Source organism: Streptomyces sp. NPDC021562 (assembly GCF_040640875.1).
In the GTDB taxonomy this organism is placed as follows: Bacteria; Actinomycetota; Actinomycetes; order Streptomycetales; family Streptomycetaceae; genus Streptomyces.
In genome coordinates, this window is sequence record NZ_JBFACN010000005.1 from 248,938 (window position 1) to 267,811 (window position 18,874).

General features: G+C 74.1%; 18 protein-coding genes. 9 read left to right on the forward strand and 9 right to left on the reverse strand.

The window, feature by feature from the left end; translation table 11 throughout:
- Positions 1–74: 74 nt before the first annotated feature.
- Positions 75–545 carry a nitroreductase family deazaflavin-dependent oxidoreductase gene (locus tag AB0G52_RS10090; protein ID WP_361335524.1) on the reverse strand — a complete coding sequence of 157 codons (471 nt, stop codon included), beginning with the start codon at positions 543–545 and terminating at the stop codon, positions 75–77.
- On the reverse strand, positions 542–1,738 hold the full coding sequence (locus tag AB0G52_RS10095; RefSeq protein WP_361335527.1) for an acyl-CoA dehydrogenase family protein: 1,197 nt from the start codon (positions 1,736–1,738) through the stop codon (positions 542–544). The genes AB0G52_RS10090 and AB0G52_RS10095 overlap by 4 nt, the downstream gene beginning before the upstream one ends.
- A gap of 98 nt (positions 1,739–1,836) precedes the next feature.
- Here AB0G52_RS10095 and AB0G52_RS10100 point away from each other — a divergent pair, with 98 nt between their 5' ends.
- Positions 1,837–3,006, forward strand: a complete 1,170-nt coding sequence (locus AB0G52_RS10100; protein WP_361335530.1) for an acetyl-CoA acetyltransferase — start codon at positions 1,837–1,839, stop codon at positions 3,004–3,006.
- 131 nt (positions 3,007–3,137) lie between these two features.
- Positions 3,138–4,148, forward strand: a complete 1,011-nt coding sequence (locus tag AB0G52_RS10105; protein WP_132891607.1) for an expansin EXLX1 family cellulose-binding protein — start codon at positions 3,138–3,140, stop codon at positions 4,146–4,148.
- Between the two features lie 22 nt (positions 4,149–4,170).
- On the opposite strand, the gene AB0G52_RS10110 is transcribed toward AB0G52_RS10105, so the two are convergent.
- The gene (locus AB0G52_RS10110) at positions 4,171–4,635 is read right to left on the reverse strand and encodes a hypothetical protein (protein ID WP_361335533.1); all 465 of its coding nucleotides are present in this window, start codon (positions 4,633–4,635) and stop codon (positions 4,171–4,173) included.
- 141 nt (positions 4,636–4,776) lie between these two features.
- On the opposite strand from AB0G52_RS10110, the gene AB0G52_RS10115 reads away from it, so the two are divergent.
- Complete coding sequence (locus AB0G52_RS10115; protein ID WP_361335536.1) at positions 4,777–5,448, forward strand: pyridoxal 5'-phosphate synthase; 672 nt, start codon at positions 4,777–4,779, stop codon at positions 5,446–5,448.
- Positions 5,449–5,458: 10 nt separating this feature from the next.
- On the opposite strand, the gene AB0G52_RS10120 is transcribed toward AB0G52_RS10115, so the two are convergent.
- Genes AB0G52_RS10120 through AB0G52_RS10130 form a run of 3 tightly spaced genes read right to left on the reverse strand, consistent with a single transcriptional unit; the run spans position 5,459 to position 7,410 of the window.
- On the reverse strand, positions 5,459–6,343 hold the full coding sequence (locus AB0G52_RS10120; protein WP_361335539.1) for a GNAT family N-acetyltransferase: 885 nt from the start codon (positions 6,341–6,343) through the stop codon (positions 5,459–5,461).
- Positions 6,344–6,383: 40 nt separating this feature from the next.
- Positions 6,384–6,989: a GNAT family protein gene (locus AB0G52_RS10125; RefSeq protein WP_361335542.1), complete on the reverse strand. Its 606-nt coding sequence runs from the start codon at positions 6,987–6,989 to the stop codon at positions 6,384–6,386.
- Positions 6,990–7,032: 43 nt separating this feature from the next.
- A complete protein-coding gene (locus tag AB0G52_RS10130) occupies positions 7,033–7,410 on the reverse strand; it encodes a Zn-ribbon domain-containing OB-fold protein (protein WP_361335545.1) in 378 nt (125 codons plus the stop codon).
- Positions 7,411–7,607: 197 nt separating this feature from the next.
- Between AB0G52_RS10130 and AB0G52_RS10135 the strand changes: the two genes are divergently transcribed.
- The 5 genes from AB0G52_RS10135 to AB0G52_RS10155 all read left to right on the forward strand — a co-directional run bounded on the left by AB0G52_RS10135 (position 7,608) and on the right by AB0G52_RS10155 (position 14,240).
- Positions 7,608–8,765: an NAD(P)/FAD-dependent oxidoreductase gene (locus AB0G52_RS10135; RefSeq protein ID WP_361335548.1), complete on the forward strand. Its 1,158-nt coding sequence runs from the start codon at positions 7,608–7,610 to the stop codon at positions 8,763–8,765.
- Between the two features lie 161 nt (positions 8,766–8,926).
- Positions 8,927–10,414, forward strand: coding sequence for an FAD-dependent oxidoreductase (locus tag AB0G52_RS10140; RefSeq protein ID WP_361335551.1), 1,488 nt, complete (start codon positions 8,927–8,929; stop codon positions 10,412–10,414).
- A gap of 117 nt (positions 10,415–10,531) precedes the next feature.
- Positions 10,532–12,760 (forward strand): acetate--CoA ligase family protein, encoded by a 2,229-nt coding sequence (locus tag AB0G52_RS10145; protein WP_361335554.1) that lies wholly within the window; start codon positions 10,532–10,534, stop codon positions 12,758–12,760.
- Positions 12,760–13,542 (forward strand): enoyl-CoA hydratase-related protein, encoded by a 783-nt coding sequence (locus tag AB0G52_RS10150; protein ID WP_132891616.1) that lies wholly within the window; start codon positions 12,760–12,762, stop codon positions 13,540–13,542. The genes AB0G52_RS10145 and AB0G52_RS10150 overlap by 1 nt, the downstream gene beginning before the upstream one ends.
- A gap of 74 nt (positions 13,543–13,616) precedes the next feature.
- Positions 13,617–14,240 (forward strand): flavin reductase family protein, encoded by a 624-nt coding sequence (locus AB0G52_RS10155; protein WP_132891694.1) that lies wholly within the window; start codon positions 13,617–13,619, stop codon positions 14,238–14,240.
- On the opposite strand, the gene AB0G52_RS10160 is transcribed toward AB0G52_RS10155, so the two are convergent.
- Positions 14,237–15,547: an MFS transporter gene (locus tag AB0G52_RS10160; RefSeq protein ID WP_361335557.1), complete on the reverse strand. Its 1,311-nt coding sequence runs from the start codon at positions 15,545–15,547 to the stop codon at positions 14,237–14,239. The two genes, AB0G52_RS10155 and AB0G52_RS10160, sit on opposite strands and share 4 nt — an antisense overlap.
- A gap of 71 nt (positions 15,548–15,618) precedes the next feature.
- Between AB0G52_RS10160 and AB0G52_RS10165 the strand changes: the two genes are divergently transcribed.
- The gene (locus AB0G52_RS10165) at positions 15,619–16,671 is read left to right on the forward strand and encodes a helix-turn-helix domain-containing protein (RefSeq protein WP_361335560.1); all 1,053 of its coding nucleotides are present in this window, start codon (positions 15,619–15,621) and stop codon (positions 16,669–16,671) included.
- Here the strand turns inward: AB0G52_RS10165 and AB0G52_RS10170 are convergent.
- Positions 16,661–17,710 carry a Zn-dependent alcohol dehydrogenase gene (locus AB0G52_RS10170; protein ID WP_132891619.1) on the reverse strand — a complete coding sequence of 350 codons (1,050 nt, stop codon included), beginning with the start codon at positions 17,708–17,710 and terminating at the stop codon, positions 16,661–16,663. The genes AB0G52_RS10165 and AB0G52_RS10170 overlap by 11 nt on opposite strands.
- Positions 17,710–18,864 carry an acyl-CoA dehydrogenase family protein gene (locus AB0G52_RS10175; protein ID WP_361335563.1) on the reverse strand — a complete coding sequence of 385 codons (1,155 nt, stop codon included), beginning with the start codon at positions 18,862–18,864 and terminating at the stop codon, positions 17,710–17,712. Before AB0G52_RS10175 ends, AB0G52_RS10170 begins: the two co-directional genes overlap by 1 nt.
- Between the last annotated feature and the right edge of the window lie 10 nt (positions 18,865–18,874).

Here is an 18,874-nt window from a genome sequence, read left to right on the forward strand (position 1 = left end):
GCGTCCGCCTGCACGACCTGGCATCCGCCGATTCCACCGGTCCCAGTGCCCTCGGCTCCGCCGGCCCGCGTCCGCTAGGGCCTTCTGCGGGTGAGGCGGAAGACCCTGATCTCGCGGTCCACCCGGGCCTGGTAGGCGGCGTACGGGGGCCAGAACGCCAGCAGGGCCTGCCAGGCCGTCGCCCGCTCCTGGCCGGTCAGCAGCCGGGCGGTGACGGGGATGTCCCGTCCCTTCCAGCTGATCTCGGCCTCGGGGTGCCGGAGCAGGTTGTGCGTCCAGGCCGGGTGACCGGCGCGCCCGAAGTTGGACCCGACCAGGTACCAGCCGTCGCCGTCGGGCATGCACGCGAGCGGCGTCCGGCGGGGCTGCCCGCTGCGCGCCCCGGTGGAGGTGAGGATCACCCCGGGCAGCATCTGCGCGCTGAGCAGCACCCGGCCCCGGCTGAGCCGGTGCACGGCGCGGTCCAGCGCCGGGACCACATGCGGCGCCACCTTCGCGAACCCCCGCGTGGCGGACACCTTCTGCACCAGCCGTTCCCCGATCACATCGCCACCCCCGCTCCCTCGAACAGTCCGGCCCGCCCGGCCGCGTGGTCGCGCAGCCGGTGCACGGGCCCGAAGAGCAGCTCGTCCCCGGCGGCCCGCTTGAAGTACATGTGCGCCTCGTGCTCCCAGGTGAAACCGATCCCGCCGTGCAGCTGGATCCCCTCCCCCGCGGCGATCCGCAGCGCCTCCAGCGCCTGCGCGAGCGCGAGCCCGCCCAGCCGCTCCCCACGGACCGCCGAGGAGGCCGCGCGGGAGGCCGCGTAGGAGGCCGCCGACCCGGCCGCGCGCACCGCCACGTACACGTCGGCCAGCCGGTGCTTGACGGCCTGGAAGGACCCGACGGGCCGCCCGAACTGCTCCCGCTGCTTCACGTACTCCACGGTCCGCTCCAGTATCCGGCCGGCCGCTCCCACGGCCTCGCACGCGAGCACGACGGCGGCCGCGTCCCCGACGGCGGCGAGGGCGGGGTGGACGTCGGTGTCCTCGTCGCCCAGCATGTCCGCCGCCACGTCCCGTAGTTGGACGCGCGCCTGGGCGCGGGTCGGGTCGAGGGCGGTGCGCCGTGTCCGGACGACCCCGGGGGCGTCCCCGGCCACCAGGAAGAGCAGGACCCGCGACCGGGCGTACCCCCCGGCGTGCGCGGGGACGAGCAGGAGGCCCGCGCTGTGCCCGTCCAGCACCTGGTCGGCCTCCCCGTACAACCGCCAGCCCCCGTCGGTGCGCCGCGCCTGGACCCCGCCGGCCCGCCCGCCGCCGGCCCAGTCCCCGTCGAGCGGCCCGGTGAGCGCGAGGGCGGCGGCCAGCCGGGTGCCGGGGACGGCGAGAGCGGCGGTGAGGCCGCCGCCGGTGATCCTCGGGAGCAACTCGGCACGCTGGTCCCCGGTGCCGAGGGCGAGGAGCAGCGGGGCCGCGAGGACGGCGGTGGCGAGGAACGGGGAGGGCGCCAGGGCGCGCCCCAGCTCCTCTGCGGCCGGCGCGACCTCCCTGAGGCCGCAGCCGACACCGCCGTACGCCTCGGGCAGCGCGAGTCCGGGCAGGCCGAGCTGCTCGGCGAGGGCGGTCCACAGGCCGGGGTCATGGCCGGGTGCCCGGTCGACGGCGGCCCGTACGTCCTCCGTTCCGCAGCGCTTGTGGAGCAGTTCCCGCAGGGCGCGCCGGATCTCGTCCTGCTCGTCGGTGAAACGGGCGTCCATGACGGACCTCCTGACGATCTGACGGCCCGTCATGCTAGGGGTGCCGGATGCAGATGCACAGGGGCGCAGCCGGGCTGATCTGATGTACCGTCAGATTCATGACCGGACCCCGCAAGGTAGCCGTGGTCGGTGTGGCCCTCTCCGACTGCGGCCGGGTGGACGAGGCCACCCCCTACGCCCTGCACGCCCAGGCGGCCCGCCGGGCGCTGGCCGACGCGGGCCTCGGCCGGGAGGTGGTGGACGGCTTCGCGTCCGCCGGACTCGGCACGCTCGCGCCGGTGGAGGTGGCCGAGTACCTGGGCCTGCGCCCGACCTGGGCCGACTCCACCTCCGTAGGGGGCTCCACCTGGGAGGTCATGGCGGCGCACGCGGCGGACGCGATCGCCGCGGGGCACGCGAACGCGGTCCTGCTCGTGTACGGCTCGACGGCCCGCGCCGACATCCGGGCGGGGCGCCGGACCGGCGACCTGTCCTTCGGCGCCCGGGGCCCGCTCCAGTTCGAGGTCCCCTACGGCCACACCCTCATCGCCAAGTACGCGATGGCCGCCCGCCGCCACATGATCGAACACGGTACGACCATCGAGCAGTTGGCCGAGGTGGCGGTCCAGGCCCGGGCGAACGCGGCGCTGAACCCGGAGGCGATGTTCCGGGACCCGATCACGGTCGACGACGTCCTGTCCGGACCGATGATCGCCGACCCCTTCACCAAGCTGCACTGCTGCATCCGCTCGGACGGCGGCGCGGCGGTGCTGCTGGCGGCCGAGGAGTACGTACCGGACTGCCGTACGGCGCCGGTGTGGGTGCTCGGCACGGGCGAGTGCGTGTCCCACGCGACGATGTCGGAGTGGCCCGACTTCACCGTGTCCCCGGCGGCGGTCAGCGGCGAACTGGCCTTCAGGCGGGCGGGCGTGACGCCTGCCGACGTCGACTTCGCGGAGATCTACGACGCGTTCACCTACATGACGCTGGTGACGCTGGAGGACCTGGGGTTCTGCGCGAAGGGCGAGGGCGGGGCGTTCGTGGCGAAGGGCCGGCTGCGGGTGGCGGGCGGGGAGCTCCCCGTGAACACCGACGGGGGCGGGCTCTCGGCCCAGCACCCCGGCATGCGCGGCCTGTTCCTGCTGGTGGAGGCGGTACGGCAGCTGCGCGGGGAGGGCGGTGACCGGCAGGTGCGGCGGGCCGGCGGGGGGCTGCCGGAGCTGGGGGTGGCGTCGGGGACGGGGGGCTGGTTCTGCTCCTCGGGGACGGTGGTGCTCGGGCGCGGGTGAGCCGAACCGGCCCCCCGTCCGTATGGAGATCCGGCGTGCCGCGGCAACCTTTCCGGCCCCGGCGGCCACTGCCGTACCGGAAGCTCTCACGTTCGAAGAACGTGCACCGTCGACCGCGTAAGGATCACTCCGTGGCCTCCTCCTCACACCGCCGCCGTCCGCAGCCGGACCGGAGCCTCGCACGGCGCCCGGTCCGCGCCCCGTTGCTCGCGGTGACCGCCGTCGCCGGCGTCGCCCTGCTGGTGACGCTGATCGTGGCCTTCCGCCCGGGCGGCTCGGGCGGCACCGGGCAGGACCGTGCCGTGTCCGCGTCCTCCTCGGCCACCGCGGCCGGCACGCCGGAACCGGCGTCGGCGTCGGTGTCGGCGTCACCCGCGTCGCCGGCATCGTCGTCGGCCTCGCCGAAACCGACGGCGAGCAGACCCGCCACGCCGTCCGCGTCGGCGTCCGCGGCCCCGGCGGCGTCCTCCCCGGCCCGGCGGGCCTCGACCGGCACCGCCCGCACCCCGTCCACCACCACCGCCGCCGCGCCCGGCCGGATCCGCCCCGGGACCACCTACGACGGGGTCGCCACCTCCTACGACAGCAACGGCGACGGCGCCTGCTCGTACGGCCCCTCCTCCGACGTGATGACGGCGGCGATGAACACCGCCGACTACGAGACGGCGAAGGCGTGCGGGGCGTTCGTGTCCGTCCGGGCGGCGAGCGGCACGTCGATCACGGTACGGATCACCAACGAGTGCCCGGCGCCCTGCGCGGTGGGCCAGCTCGACCTCAGCAGGCAGGCGTTCGCGAAACTCGCGCCGCTCTCGGCGGGCCGGATCGCGGTCACCTGGAGCCTGCTCAGCCCGGCCACCTCCGACACCGTCTCGATCCGCTACAAGACCGGCTCCTCGCCGTACTGGTGCGGCATCCAGGCGATCGGCCACCGCAACCCGCTGGCCCGGCTCGAAGTGCGCACCGGCGGCGGCTGGCTGGCGCTGGCCCGCACCGGGTACAACTACTTCCTCTCCGAACACGGCACCGGCTGCGGGAGCGCCATCCGCCTCACCGACATCTACGGCGAACAACTCGTCGTCCCCGCACTGCCGGTACGCCCGAACACGGTCCAGCCGACGGGCCTCCAGTTCGCCCGGCACTGAGAGCGAGGCCCGGGGCCGGACGCTAGCCGCGGGCCCGGACGACGCGGTGCGCGCGGTGGGGGGTGGGCCCGTCGGGGAGGAGGGTGACGCCGGTGTGGGTGCGGCGGGCCGTGAACGCGGTCAGGGCCAGGACGAGGCAGACGGCGGCCGCGGCCACGCCCAGCGGGAACAGGGCGGGCGTCGACCGCCCCGCGGGCAGGTTCCCCTCGTGGACGGCGCAGGCCAGCGAGACGGCGCAGAGCAGGAGCGCGAGGAGGCAGGCCGCCCCCCAGCCCGCGCGGACGCGCCGGGTGCGGGCGTGGTCGCGCACCTCGGCCAGGACCGGGGCCGCGCAGACGGGACACTCCAGCTCGACGCGTTCCCTGCCGTCGGCCGGCCGCACCAGCTGGAAGTCACGGGCGGCCCAGGTGGCCGTCCGCCGCCCGCGCCGCCCGGCATCGCCGCGTACGTGGCGTACCGCCACTTTCACGGTCCTCGGTCCCCTCATGCCGGACAGTGTGCGTCCGGGGCACAGCCGTGCGCAGGGGTTTGCCCGGCCGCGTCCGGCACGTGCGGCGCCGGGGCACGCGCACCGGCGGTACGCCCCAGATGGCGCGGCTGCGGGAGGCTTCCGAGTGATACTCGGCACATGGCAGCAACGGATCTCCACACGCTCCTGAAGTCGCTCCGCGTCTGGTCCCCCGAGACCACGGAGCTACGGCCGTTCGACCCGGCGACGGCGCCGGACGCCCCGCTCCCGCTGTTCACCACGTGGTTCGCGGAGGCGGTGGCGGCCGGCCAGCCGGAGCCGCACACCGTGTCGCTGGCGACGGCGGACGAGCGGGGCCGGGCGGACGTACGGATCGTGATGCTGCACGGCGCGGACGCGCACGGCTGGTCCTTCGGGTCGCACGTCACCAGCCGCAAGGGCCACCAGCTGAGCGTCCACCCGTACGCGGCCCTCGCCTTCTACTGGCCGGTGCTGGGCCGCCAGGTCAGGCTCCGGGGCCCGGTCTCCGCGGCACCGGCCAGGGAGAGCCAGGCGGATCTGCACGCCCGCTCGACGGGCGCGCTGGCGTCGGCGCTCACCGGCCGCCAGAGCGGTGTCCTGTCCTCGCTGGAGGAGCTCCGCACGGAGTCGGAGGCCGCCTGGGAACGCGCCCGCGCCGACCCGTCCGCCCCCTCCCCGACCTGGACCCTCTACCGGCTGCGCCCCCAGGAGGTCGAGTTCTTCCAGGGCGACCCGGACCGACGCCACGTACGCCTGCGGTACGTCACCGAGGCCGACGGCGGCTGGCGCAGGGAACTGCTCTGGCCGTGAGCGCGGACTCTCAGCGGGCCTGCTCCGTGAACGCGTACTCCGCCCAGTCGGCGACCTGCCGGTAGCCGATGCGCTGGTACAGGGCGTTGCTCGTCGGGTTGGCCAGGTCCGTGAAGAGGAGGAGCTCGCCCACTCCCGCGGCCAGCGCCGCCCGGCTGACCCGCGCCGTCACCGCCCCGGCGTAACCGCGGCCGCGCAGTTCCGGCGGGGTGTAGACGGGCGCGATCCGGGCCTGTCCGGCGACCGTCGGGGTGACGCCGGCCATGGACACCGGGGTGCCGTCGGGAGTCTCCCACAGGGTCACGCCGCCGTAGGAGAGCCGGAAGTCGGCCCAGTCCTCGCCACCCCGGCCTTCGGGCAGGCCCGCGTCGGCGACGAAGGCGTCGTACCAGCGGATCAGCAGTTCCCGGTCCGTCTCGCCCGCGACCCGTGCCCGCCCCTCGGGCAGCGGCGACGGTTCGGTCAACTCGGCCAGCCGGTAGAGCCGTTCGCGTCCGCTGAGGCGCCCGGACACCCCGGTCCCGCGCTGCCACGCCGCGGCGAACGCCTCCGCCGTGGCCCGCTCCGAGACGAAGCCGGTCACGGGATGACCGAGGTCGAGGAGAGCGGTGACCAGCGCCTCGGCCTCGTCGGCCGTGAGCCGGGTGGCGCTCAGGGCGTACGGCGGGGTGTGCAGCAGCGTGGCGCCCACGGTGCCGTCCGCCCGGACCAGGCGGCCGAGGAACGGCGGCCGGCCGCCGTAGGCCCGCGGTCCGCGCCGCCGCAGCTGCTCGGTCACCGTCAGGTGGACGGTGTGCAGGTCGGGCCGCGAGTGGAGGAAGTCCTGGGCGTGGGCCAGGAATTCGTCGATGTCGGAGGTGAAGTGCCAGGCAGATGTGCGTGTTTCGGCTTCCATGGTCGATGATCCCGCCCGGCCGCCCTGCCGGGCATCCGAATTAGGGCCCTTCGGCTTCCGGGTCCGTCGCGAGGCGGGCGTGCAGGTGGACGTCGCGGAAGGCGTCCTGCCTGCCCGCCTCGAACATCGCGTCGCGCAGCGTCCCCTCGTGCCGGAAGCCGCAGGTCCGCGCTGTCCGGCAGGACGCCTCGTGGCCGAGGGCGTGCCCCAGTTCCAGCCGGTGCAGCTCCAGTTCGGTGAAGGCCCAGCGGGCGGCCAGGGCCAGGGCGTGGGTGGCGACCCGGCGGCCGCGCGCCTCGGGGAGCACCCAGTAGCCGACCCGGGCCGACCGGAAGACCCGGTCGATCAGGTTGATGCCGATGTGGCCGAGGGTCGTACCGCTCGCCTCGTCCGCGATACGGAACGGCGCGCAGATCCCGTCGTCCGCCTGCGCCTGCTGTCGGACGATGGCGGCCCGGGCACCGGCGAGGTCGCTCTCCGTCGTGAGCGGGGTGTTCCAGCGGCGGAAGTCCGGGTCGGTGCGGCCGCGCAGCCAGCTCTCCACATGGGCTTCGACGTCCGGGTCCCAGCGGTCGAGCCGCAGGCCGTGACCGTGCGGTGCGGGGCCGGGCGGGCGGGCGGCGGGCTGTTCCTCGATCAGGGCCATGCGCCCATTGAAACCCGTGGGGCAGGTGGTGGCCCAGCGGGTTTCAGCCCGCCGCCGGGCGGAACACCGGCACCCCGCGCCGGAAGGCGGCCTCCAGGGGCAGACCGGGGCGCGGCTCGGAGGCGTCGACCAGTTCGGTCATCATGCGCGGCCCTTCCGCCAGGTCGACCACGGCCGCCACGTACGGGACGCGGTCGCCGAAGGGCGGGAGGTCGTTGCGGTGGACGACGGACCAGGTGTAGAGGGTCGCGCGGCCCGTCGCCTGCTCCCAGGTGCCGTCCTCGCTCCAGCAGTGCGGGCAGAACTCCCGGGGGTAGTGGTGGGCCCGGCCGCAGGAGCGGCAGCGGCGCAGCAGGAGCCGGCCCTCGGCCGCCGCCTGCCAGTAGGGGCGGGTGAAGGCGTCCGGCTCGGGGATGTCCATGCATCTGACGGTACGTCAGGTGAGCCGGAAAGCCGAGAGGCGGGGGCGAAAGCGCACCCCCGTCTCTTCCGTTTCCGTTCAGACCAAGTGGGCTACGCCACACATCCCACCCACTTCTCCACGGGTGTGATCAATCCGCAACCAATTCCGGTCTTGACCGAGACCCATCAACGTGAAGCGTGGTTACGCTCCCGCTCATGGCCGTGTTTGCCCCCACCGTTTCGCCCGTCTACGTCATCGGCGCCGGCCCCGGAGGTCTCGCCGTCGCGTACGCGCTGCGGGCCCGGGGCGTCCGTGCCGTCGTCCTGGAGAAGTCCGACAACGTCGGCGCGTCCTGGCGCCGCCACTACGACCGGCTCCACCTGCACACCACCCGCCGGCTGTCCGCCCTGCCCGGGCTGCCCATGCCGCGCCGCTTCGGCCGCTGGGTCTCCCGCCACGACGTGGTGCGCTATCTGGAGAAGTACGCCGAGCACCACGAACTGGAGATCGTCACCGGTGTCGAGGTGTCCCGCGTGGAGCGCTCGCCCGGCGGGGACGGCTGGCTGCTGCACGCGTCCGGCGGCCGGGAGCTGACGGGCTCCGCGGTGGTGGTCGCCACCGGCTTCAACCACACCCCGCGCATCCCCGACTGGCCCGGCCTGGACGGCTACCAGGGGCGGTTCCTGCACGCCGGGGAGTACCGCGACGCCGGGCCGTTCGCCGGTCAGGACGTGCTGGTCGTCGGCATCGGCAACACCGGCGCCGAGATCGCCGTCGACCTGGTGGAGGGCGGCGCCGCCCGGGTACGGCTGGCCGTCCGCACGGTCCCGCACATCGTGCGCCGCTCCACGGCCGGCTGGGCCGCCCAGTACAACTCGATCCTGGTACGACGGCTGCCCACCCGCCTCGTCGACCGGCTCGCCCGCACCATGGCCAAGGTGAGCGTGCCCGACCTGGCCGCCCACGGCCTGCCCCGCCCCGACACCGGCCTCTACAGCCGGGTCAAGCAGGGCTCCATCCCGGTCCTGGACGTCGGCCTCATCGACGCGGTGCGGCGGGGCCGGGTCGAGATCGTGGCCGCCGTCGAGGGCTTCGAGGACGGCAAGGTCGCCCTCGCCGACGGCACCCGCGTCTCCCCCGACGCGGTGATCGCCGCGACCGGGTACGTCCGGGGCCTGGAGGGCCTGGTCGGCCACCTCGGCGTCCTCGACGACCGTGGCCGCCCGGTCGCCCACGGCTCCCGCACCCCCGGGAACGCGCCCGGCCTCTACTTCACCGGCTACACCAACCCCATCAGCGGCATGTTCCGCGAGATGGCCCTCGACGCGGAGAAGATCGCGAAGGCGCTCGCCAAGCGCCTGCGGACGGCGTAGAGATCCTCAACCTCCTTACACACTCACCTCGTTGCTCGTGTGACGCAGGCGACGAGAGCTGTTTGTTACCGGCGGTAGCACCAGGCCCGTGCCCGATACCAGAATGTGAGCCCTGCTCAACTTTCCGGCTTCACCCCTCTCGCTCAGTACGGAGGACGCACGTGGCACGTGAAAGACAGCTCTCCCGCCGCTCCCTTCTCGGCGGTGCCGCCGCCGGGGCGGTGGGCCTCGCCGCGGTCTCCGCGGGCCCGGCCGCCGCGGCGACCTCCCGGACCGTCGACGTCGCGATCGTCGGCGGCGGCATCGCCGGACTCACCGCGGCCCGCGACCTGGTGGCCGGCGGCCGGACGGTCGCCGTCCTGGAGGCCCGGGACCGGGTCGGCGGCCGGGTGGTGAACCTGAAGCTGCCGGGCGGGGGTTACACCGAGGGCGGCGGCGAGTTCATCGGCCCCACCCAGGACCGCATCAAGGCCCTCGCGGACTCCCTGGGGGTGGCGACCTTCACCACCTACAACACGGGCGACAACCTCCTGTACAAGGACGGCAAGCGCACCCCGTACGCCACCGGCGGACTGCTCGGTTCGGTCCCGCCGGTGGACGCGGCCGGGCTCGCCAACGCGGCGATCGTGCAGTCCGAACTGGACAGCATGGCCGCGCAGGTTCCGGTGGACGCGCCCTGGACCGCGCCCAAGGCCGCCGAGTGGGACAAGCAGACCTTCGAGAGCTGGCTGAACGCGAAGGCGGTCATCCCCTCGGCCAAGTTCCTCCTGGACGTGGCCTGCACGTCGATCTTCTCGGCCCAGCCCCGCGAACTCTCCCTCCTCTACGTCCTGTACTACATCGCCGCCGCCGGCAACGAGTCCACGGCCGGCACCCTGGAACGCCTCACCGACACCGCGGGCGGCGCCCAGGAGTCGCGCTTCGTCGGCGGTTCCCAGCAGGTCCCGATCAAGCTGGCGGCGACCCTCGGCGACCGGGTGGTGCTGAGCGCCCCGGTCCGCTCGATCACCGGGGCGGGCGGCGCGTACGTGGTCACGGCGGACGGCATCACGGTCACCGCGACCCGGGTCGTCGTCGCCCTGCCGCCCCCGCTGGCCGCCCGCATCACCTACGACCCGCCGCTGCCGGCCGCCCGCGACCAGCTCACCCAGCGGATGCCGATGGGCTCGATCGGCAAGGCCGTCGCCGTGTACGACACCCCCTTCTGGCGGGCGGACGGCCTCAACGGGCAGGCCGTCAGCGACTCCGGCGTGGTCCGCTCGACCTTCGACAACTCCCCGCCGGACGCCTCCTACGGGGCACTGATGGGCTTCATCGAGGCCGACGAGATGCGGGCCTACGACGCGGCGGGCGAGGCCGAGGTCAGGGCCGCCGTCCTGGCGGACTACGCCAACTACTTCGGCGACAAGGCCAAAAACCCCACCTCCTTCGTGCTCCAACGCTGGGACAATGAGGGCTTCTCGCGAGGTGGCCCGGTGGCCTACGCACCGCCCGGGGTGCTGACCGAGTACGGGGCCGCGCTGCGCAAGCCGGTGGACGGGATCCACTGGGCCGGAACGGAGACCTCCACGTTCTGGACGGGATACATGGACGGAGCGGTGCGGTCGGGTGAGCGGGCGGCGAAGGAGGTACTGGCCGCCCTCGGGTGACCGGGAGAGCGTTTTCGGGCTCGACTTTGCGTGCAGAGCGGTTCCTGACGCAGTGTCAGTTCAGTAACCTGACACTGCGTCAGTTTATCGTGCTGTCACACAGAGGCGGGCGGACCGATGCTTGGATCAACCCACGGCACCCTCACCACCGACTCCCGCCGGGCCCGGGCCATCGCCTGCGGTGAGCAGCGCCCCGGGCCCGCCGTCCACGGCCGGACCACCGACGAGGACGACCTGGACGTCAGCGGCCGGCCGCTGTACGCGGACGTACCCGATCTCGACCGGTTCTTCCGGCCCGAGTCGGTCGCCGTGATCGGCGCCTCGGACACCGAGGGCCGGCCCAACACCGGTATCACCCGGCAGCTCCTCGACTGGGCCGGGCGGGTCGGGGCCCGGGTGCACCCGGTGCACCCCACCCGGCCGGCCGTCTTCGGCATCGACTGTGTCCCCACCGTCGCCGACCTGCCCGAGCAGGTCGATCTCGCCGTCCTGCTAGTCGCCGACCCGCTCCCGGTGATCGAGGAACTGGCCGCGGCCAAGGTCAGGTTCGCGGTCGCCTTCGCCTCAGGGTTCGCGGAGACCGGCGCGGCCGGCGCTGCCGCCCAGACCCGCCTCGCGGCGGCCGTACGCCGCTCCGGACTGCGGCTGCTCGGCCCGAACACGAACCTGAACGCCTTCGAGCGGTTCCGCGACGACCTGGAGGGCCCCGCGATCGCCCTCATCACCCAGTCCGGCCACCAGGGCCGCCCGGTCTTCGCCGCACAGGAGCTGGGCATCCGCCTCTCCCACTGGGCGCCCACCGGCAACGAGGCCGACCTGGAGACCGCCGACTTCATATCCTACTTCGCCGAGCGCCCCGATGTCGGCGCCATCGCCTGCTACATCGAGGGCCTCAAGGACGGCCGCGCCTTCCTGCTGGCCGCCGACCGCGCGGCCCGCCGCCGGGTGCCGGTGGTGGCGGTGAAGGTCGGCCGCACCGAGACGGGCGCCCGCACCGCCGCCTCCCACACCGGCAAGCTGACCGGCGCGGACGACGTGGTCGACGCGGCGCTGCGGCAGTACGGCGTGATCCGCGTCGACGGTCTCGACGAACTCCAGGACACCGCGGCCCTGCTGGCGCGGGCGCGGGCGCCGCGCGCGGACGGGGTGGTGGTCTACTCGATCTCGGGCGGCACGGGCGCGCACGTCGCCGACCTGGCGTCCGGGCTGGGGCTGCGGCTGCCGGAGCTGTCCGAGGCCCGGCAGGCCGAGCTGCACCAGTGGATACCGGAGTACCTGAGCGTGGCCAACCCGGTGGACAACGGCGGTCATCCGGTGGGTGACTGGCGCGGCCGCAAGATCATCGACTCGATCCTCGCCGACCCCGAGGTCGGGGTGCTGATCTGCCCGATCACCGGCCCCTTCCCGCCGCTCAGCGACAAGCTGGTCCAGGACCTGGTGGACGCGGCGGAGGCGACCGACAAACTGGTCTGCGTGGTGTGGGGCTCGCCGGTCGGCACCGAGGCCGCCTACCGCGACGTCCTCCTGCGCTCCTCCCGGGTGGCCACCTTCCGCACGGTCGGCAACTGCCTGACCGCCGTCCGCGCCCACCTCGACCACCACCGCTTCGTGAGCGACTACCGCTCCCCCTTCGACGAGGCCCCGCGCACCCCGTCGCCCTCCTACCGCAAGGCGCTCGCGCTGATGCGGCCCGGACAGCAGCTGAGCGAGCACGCGGCGAAGCAGCTGCTGCGCGCCTACGGCATCCGGGTGCCGCGCGAGCAGCTGGTGACCAGCGCGGCGGCGGCCGTGCGCGCGGCCGGGCTGGTCGGCTACCCGGTGGTGATGAAGGCGTCCGGCGGGCAGCTCGCGCACAAGACCGAGCTGGGCCTGGTGAAGATCGGGCTGACCTCGGCGAGCCAGGTCCGGGACGCCTACCGGGAGCTGACCGACATCGCCCGCTACGAGGGGGTCGCCCTGGACGGGGTGCTGGTCTGCCAGATGGTGGAGCGGGGGGTGGAGATGGTCGTCGGGGTCACCCACGACGACCTCTTCGGGCCGACCGTGACGGTGGGACTCGGCGGGGTGCTGGTGGAGGTGCTGCACGACGCGGCCGTGCGCGTGCCGCCGTTCGGCGAGGACCAGGCCCGGGACATGCTGGCCGAACTGCGCGGGCGGGCCCTGCTGGACGGGGTCAGGGGACGGCCGCCGGCCGACGTCGACGCGCTCGTCGAGGTGATCCTGCGCGTCCAGCGCATGGCCCTGGAACTGGGCGACCGGCTCGCCGAGCTCGACGTCAACCCGCTGATGGTGCTGGAACAGGGCCAGGGCGCGGTGGCGCTGGACGCGCTGGCGGTGTGCCGCTGATGGACACCGTCCGGTACGCGCGGGCGGAGCGGGTCGCGTACGTCACCCTCGACCGTCCCGAGGCCCTCAACGCCGTGACCCCCGCCGAGCGGGAGGAGGTCATCCGGCTGCTGTCGGACGCCTCCGCCGATCCGGAGCTGGGGGCGGTGGTGCTCACCGGCACCGGCCGGGGCTTCTGCGCGGGCGCGGACCTGCGCGGATCCGGGTCCGCCGCGCCGCTCCCCGGGGACGTGGCCCGCACCATCCGGCGCGGCGCCCAGCGTCTGGTCGCCGCCGTCCTGGACTGCGAGAAACCGGTGATCGCGGCCGTCAACGGCACCGCCGCCGGCCTCGGCGCCCACCTGGCGCTCGCCTGCGACCTGGTCCTGGCCGCCGAGTCGGCCCGTTTCATCGAGGTGTTCGTCCGCCGCGCCCTGGTCCCCGACGGCGGCGGCGCCTACCTGCTGCCCCGGCTGGTCGGCCCGCACCGCGCCAAGGAGCTGATGTTCTTCGGCGACGCGCTGACGGCACCGGAGGCCGAGCGTCTGGGCCTGGTCAACCGGGTCGTACCGGACGAGGAGCTGGCGAAGACGGCCCGGGAGTGGGCGCAGCGCCTGGCCGCCGGCCCCACCCGCACCCTGGCTCTGACGAAACAGCTGCTCAACGCCTCGCTGGAGAGCGACCGGACCGCCGCCTTCGCCGCCGAGGCCGCCGCCCAGGAGCTCAACATGACGACCCACGACGCCCAGGAGGGCCTGCGCGCCTTCACGGAGCGCAGAAGCCCCGAGTTCAGGGGCCGGTGACGGCGGCAGGACGGCCGCATCGGGCGGCCGCAGCCCTTCCCATCTGACGCGCCGTCACTTTCAATGGGAGGGTGATGGGACATGCTGGGGCGGCCGCGGCTGCCGTTCGTTATCTGAGGTCGGTTCCCGCGCCGGGTCCTGTGGAGGCCTTGCCGCGCCCGGAGTTGCGGTGCGTGCGGGCGGACGAGCGGGCGCCGGTCGACCCGGCGGAGTTCCGGCGGGTGCTCGGGAACTTCGCGACCGGCGTGACCGTCGTCACCGCGCCGGCCGCCGCAAGCGAGTCCTCCCCCGCCGGTTTCGCCTGCCAGTCCTTCTCCTCCCTCTCCCTCGACCCGCCCCTGGTCTGCTTCATGGTCGCCCGGACCTCGGCCACCTGGCCGCGCATCGCCCGCGCGGGCGCCTTCTGCGTCAACGTGCTCGGCGCGGGCCAGGGCGAGCTGTGCCGCGCCTTCGCGAGGAGCGGCACGGACAAGTTCGCGGGCGTGGCGTACGACGCGGCCCCCGCCTCGGGCGCCCCCCGGCTGGCCGGCGCCACGGCGTGGATCGACTGCGCGGTCCACGCCGTCCACACGGGTGGCGACCACCTGATCGTGGTCGGCCGGGTACGAGCCCTGGGCACGGCCGACGGAAGCGCCCCGGACCAGGCACCGCTGCTGTTCCACCGCGGACGGTTCGGCAGGCTGGAGCCGGAGAGCTAGAGGACGAGAGCGGGCGTGGACGGCATCGGTCGGCGGCGGATCACCAGGGCCATCAGGGCCGCCGCCGCGCACAGGGCGCCGGAGGCGTACCAGACCATGTCGTAGGTGCCGAAGACGTCGCGGGCGACGCCGCCGAGCCAGGCGACGAGGGCCGCGCCGACCTGGTGGGAGGCGAGGACCCAGCCGAAGACGATGGCGCTGTCCTCGCCGTACTGCTCACGGCACAGGGCGAGGGTGGGCGGGACGGTGGCGACCCAGTCCAGGCCGTAGAAGACGATGAAGAAGATCATCGGCGGGTGGATCGACGGGCCGAGCAGCATCGGCAGGAAGAGCAGCGAGAGGCCGCGCAGGGCGTAGTAGACGGCGAGCAGGCGGCGGGGTTCGAAGCGGTCGGTGAACCAGCCGGAGGCGATGGTGCCGACGACGTCGAACACACCGATGACCGCGAGCAGCGAGGCCGCCGCGGTGACCGGCAGGCCGTGGTCGTGGGCGGCGGGCACGAAGTGGGTCTGGATCAGGCCGTTGGTGGAGGCGCCGCAGATCGCGAAGGTGCCGGCGAGCAGCCAGAAGGGCCCGGTGCGCACGGCGGAGCGGAGCACCCCGATCGTCCGGCGGGCGGCGCCGGTGACCGGCGGCGGCTTGGGCACGAACGCGTCGGCGCCGTACGGCGCGAGGCCCACGTCGGCCGGGTGGTCGCGCAGCAGCAGCCAGACGAAGGGGACGACGGCGAGGGCGGCCAGGGCGACGGTGACGGCGGCCGGACGCCAGTCGTACGTCTCGACCATCCAGGACAGCAGCGGCAGGAAGATCAGCTGGCCCGAGGCGGAGGCGGCGGTGAGGATGCCGGTGACCAGGCCGCGCCGGGCGGTGAACCAGCGGTTGGTGACGGTGGCCGCGAAGGCGAGGGCCATCGACCCGGAGCCGAGCCCGACCAGCAGGCCCCAGCAGAGCAGCAGCTGCCAGGCCGCCGTCATCCAGACGGTCAGGCCCGAGCCGAGCGCGATCACGGTCAGGGCGACGGCGACCACACGCCGTATGCCGAAACGGTCCATCAGGGCGGCCGCGAAGGGCGCGGTGAGCCCGTACAGCGCGAGGTTGACGGAGACGGCCGCCCCGATCGTGCCGCGCGACCAGCCGAACTCCGTGTGCAGCGGGTCGATGAGCAGGCCGGGCAGGGAGCGGAAGGCGGCGGCGCCGATGATCGTGACGAAGGTGACGGCGGCGACGAACCAGGCGCGGTGGATGCGCGGTGCGCGGGCCGGCGTCGGGTGCTGGAGGGCTGCTGCGGGTTCGGTTGTCTGGGGCACGCCATAAAGCTTCGGCCGGCGGATTCACTCCATCGAGTGGCCCGAAGGACAGCATTCGTTAGGATCGGGCCATGGACAGTGAGCGTGACGAGCCCGGGGCGCCCGGTTTCCGCCCGCACCGTGTGGTCGTCCTCGCCCTGGACGGCCTGCTCCCCTTCGAGCTGGGCATCCCGCACCGCATCTTCGGCCGCCCCAAGGACCGCCGGGGCCGACACCTGTACGAGGTCGTGACCTGCTCGGTGCGGCCGCCGGGACCGGTCGAGACCGACGCCGACTTCGCGATCCACGTGGCGCACGGCCCCGAGGTGCTGGCCACCGCCGACACGGTGATCGTCCCGGCCTCGTACGAGCTGGGCCCGGTCTTCGAGGAGGGCGTCCTCACCCCCGAACTGGCCTCCGCCCTGGCCCACATCCGCCCCGGCACCCGGCTCGCCTCCATCTGCACCGGCGTCTACGTCCTGGCCGCCGCCGGCTACCTGGACGGCCGCCCGGCGACCACGCACTGGGCCGAGGCGGACCATCTCCAGCGGCTGTTCCCCCGCATCGAGGTCGACCCGGAGGTCCTGTTCATCGACGACGGCGACGTGCTGACCTCCGCCGGGGTGGCCGCCGGCATCGACCTGTGCCTGCACATGGTCCGCCGCGACCACGGCACCGCCGTCGCCAACGAGGTGGCCCGCCGCACCGTCGTACCCCCGCACCGGGACGGCGGCCAGGCCCAGTACATCCACCGCCCGGTCCCCGACCTCCAGGCGGCCACCACCACGGCCGCCCGCGCCTGGGCCCTGGGCCGCCTGCACGAACCGATCCAGCTGCGCGACATGGCCGAACAGGAGGCCATGTCGGTACGGACCTTCACCCGCCGCTTCCGCGAGGAGACCGGCGTCAGCCCCGGCCAGTGGCTCACCCAGCAGCGCGTCGAACGCGCCCGCCACCTCCTGGAGTCCACCGACCTCTCCGTCGACCAGGTGGCCAGGGACGCCGGCTTCGGCACCGCCCAGTCGATGCGCCAGCACCTGCAGACGGCACTGGGCGTCACCCCGACCGCCTACCGCCGTACCTTCCGCACGGGAGCCTCGGGGACCTCGGGAACCACGGGGACCACGGGGACCGTCAGAACGTGAGCACCCCCCGGGCCACCCGTCCCGCCTCCGCGTCCGCGCGGGCCTTCTCGAAGTCCTCCACCGGGTAGGTCGCGGTCACCAGTTCGTCCAGCATCAGGCGGCCCTGCCGGTACAGCTCGGCGTACAGGGCGATGTCGTGCTGGGGACGGGAGGAGCCGTAACGGCAGCCCAGGATGGACTTGTCCAGGAACAGGGAGGCGACGACGAAGGACGCCTCGGCGGTGGCGGCGGGCACGCCGAGGAGGACCGCCTGGCCGTGCCGGTCGAGGAGGTCGACGGCCTGCCGGACCAGTTCGACGCGGCCCACGCACTCGAAGGCGTGGTCGACGCCGTGCGGCAGCAGGTCCTTCACGCCGTCCGTCGAGGTCAGGAAGTCGGTCGCGCCGAACTGCCGGGCCACCTCCTCCTTGGCCGGGTTGGCGTCCACGGCCACGATCCGCAGCGCGCCCGCGATCCGCGCGCCCTGGATGACGTTCAGCCCGATCCCGCCGGTACCGATGACCAGCACGGTGTCGCCGCGCTCCACCCGGGCCCGGTTGAGCACCGCGCCCACACCGGTCAGCACCCCGCAGCCGATCAGCGCGGCGGACGTCAGCGGGATGTCCTTCGGGATGCGCACCGCCTGCACGGCCCTGACGAGGGTGCGTTCCGCGAAGGCGGAGTTGCAGGCGAACTGGTGGACGCCCCGGCCACCGCGCGTGAACGGCTGCTGGGGGCGCCCGATGGCCTTGCGGCACATGGTCGGCCGCCCCCGGTCGCAGTCGGCGCAGGCCCCGCAGTTGGCGAGCGTGGAGAGCGCGACATGGTCGCCCGGCGACACATGGCCGACCCCCGCGCCCACCGCCTCCACCACTCCGGCGCCCTCGTGGCCGAGCACCACGGGAACGGGGAAGGGTATGGTCCCGTCCACCACGGACAGGTCGCTGTGGCAGAGCCCGGCCGCCGACACGGCCACCAGCACCTCACCCGGCCCCGGCTCCCGGACGTCCAGGTCGTCGACCACCTGGACCTGTTTCCCGTCGAACAGCACACCGCGCATCACGACTCGACCCCCTTCGGTTCCCTCGGCAGACCGAGCACACGCTCGGCGATGATCGTGCGCTGGACCTGGTCCGAGCCGCCGTAGATGGTGTCGGCCCGGGAGAAGAGGAACAGGTGCTGGGCGGCGTCCAGTTCGTAGGGCGCGGCAGCCGACCAGTCGGCCGGCCCGACGCTCGCGGCCGCGCCCCGCACGAGCACGGCGAGCTCACCGAGCCGCTGGTGCCAGCCGGCCCACAGCAGCTTGGCCACGCTGGGCGCGCCCGGCTCGGCGGCCGAACCGCCCAGCGTGCGCAGGGCGTTCCACCGCATCACCCGCAACTCGGCCCACTGCCGCACCAGCCGCGCGCGGACGACGGGATCGGCGGCGGCGCCGCTCGCCACGGCGTCGCGCACCACCCGGTCCAGCTCCTCGGCGAACCCGATCTGCTGGGCGAGCGTCGACACCCCCCGCTCGAAGCCGAGCAGGCTCATCGCCACGCGCCAGCCGTTGCCCTCGCCGCCGACGACATGGTCGGCGCGCGCGTACGCGCCGTCGAAGAAGACCTCGTTGAAGTCGCTGGTGCCGGTCAGCTGCCGGATGGGCCGGACCTCGACGCGGCCGGGCTGGTCCATGGGCACGAGCAGGAAGCTCAGCCCGTGGTGCCTGCGGGAGCCGGGCTCGGTCCGCGCGAGCATGAAGCACCAGTCGGCCTCGTGGGCGAGGGAGGTCCAGATCTTCTGCCCGGACACGCGGTAGCCGTCCGCCTCCCGTACGGCCGCGGTCCGCACCCCGGCCAGGTCCGACCCGGCGCCGGGCTCGCTGTACCCCTGGCACCACAGCTCCTCGCCGGCGGCGACGGGCGGCAGGAACCGCGCCTTCTGCTCGGGCGTGCCGTGCGCGAGGAGCGTCGGGGCGAGGAGGTTCTCCCCGATGTGCCCGGAGCGCGGCGGGGCGGCCGACCGGGCGTACTCCTCGGCCCAGACGACCTGTTGCGTGAGCGTGGCGGTCCGGTTCCCGTACCCGCCCTCCGCCCACCCGAGCCCGATCCACCCGTCGGCCCCGAGCGTCCGCTCCCACCCGCGCCGGTCCACCCCGCCGTCGACGTGCGCCCCGAGCCAGGCCCGGACCTCCCCACGGAACACCTCGTCCTCAGGCACTGAGCCGAACTCCACGGTGACCTCC

What these genes read in the sequence shown, in the direction of transcription:
- AB0G52_RS10095 (WP_361335527.1), bottom strand. Translation starts at nt 1,738, where the DNA reads ATGGACGCCCGTTTCACCGACGAGCAGGACGAGATCCGGCGCGCCCTG.
- AB0G52_RS10100 (WP_361335530.1), top strand. Translation starts at nt 1,837, where the DNA reads ATGACCGGACCCCGCAAGGTAGCCGTGGTCGGTGTGGCCCTCTCCGAC.
- AB0G52_RS10110 (WP_361335533.1), bottom strand. Translation starts at nt 4,635, where the DNA reads ATGAGGGGACCGAGGACCGTGAAAGTGGCGGTACGCCACGTACGCGGC.
- AB0G52_RS10115 (WP_361335536.1), top strand. Translation starts at nt 4,777, where the DNA reads ATGGCAGCAACGGATCTCCACACGCTCCTGAAGTCGCTCCGCGTCTGG.
- AB0G52_RS10120 (WP_361335539.1), bottom strand. Translation starts at nt 6,343, where the DNA reads ATGGAAGCCGAAACACGCACATCTGCCTGGCACTTCACCTCCGACATC.
- AB0G52_RS10125 (WP_361335542.1), bottom strand. Translation starts at nt 6,989, where the DNA reads ATGGCCCTGATCGAGGAACAGCCCGCCGCCCGCCCGCCCGGCCCCGCA.
- AB0G52_RS10130 (WP_361335545.1), bottom strand. Translation starts at nt 7,410, where the DNA reads ATGGACATCCCCGAGCCGGACGCCTTCACCCGCCCCTACTGGCAGGCG.
- AB0G52_RS10135 (WP_361335548.1), top strand. Translation starts at nt 7,608, where the DNA reads ATGGCCGTGTTTGCCCCCACCGTTTCGCCCGTCTACGTCATCGGCGCC.
- AB0G52_RS10145 (WP_361335554.1), top strand. Translation starts at nt 10,532, where the DNA reads ATGCTTGGATCAACCCACGGCACCCTCACCACCGACTCCCGCCGGGCC.
- AB0G52_RS10150 (WP_132891616.1), top strand. Translation starts at nt 12,760, where the DNA reads ATGGACACCGTCCGGTACGCGCGGGCGGAGCGGGTCGCGTACGTCACC.
- AB0G52_RS10155 (WP_132891694.1), top strand. Translation starts at nt 13,617, where the DNA reads ATGGGACATGCTGGGGCGGCCGCGGCTGCCGTTCGTTATCTGAGGTCG.
- AB0G52_RS10165 (WP_361335560.1), top strand. Translation starts at nt 15,619, where the DNA reads ATGGACAGTGAGCGTGACGAGCCCGGGGCGCCCGGTTTCCGCCCGCAC.
- AB0G52_RS10170 (WP_132891619.1), bottom strand. Translation starts at nt 17,710, where the DNA reads ATGCGCGGTGTGCTGTTCGACGGGAAACAGGTCCAGGTGGTCGACGAC.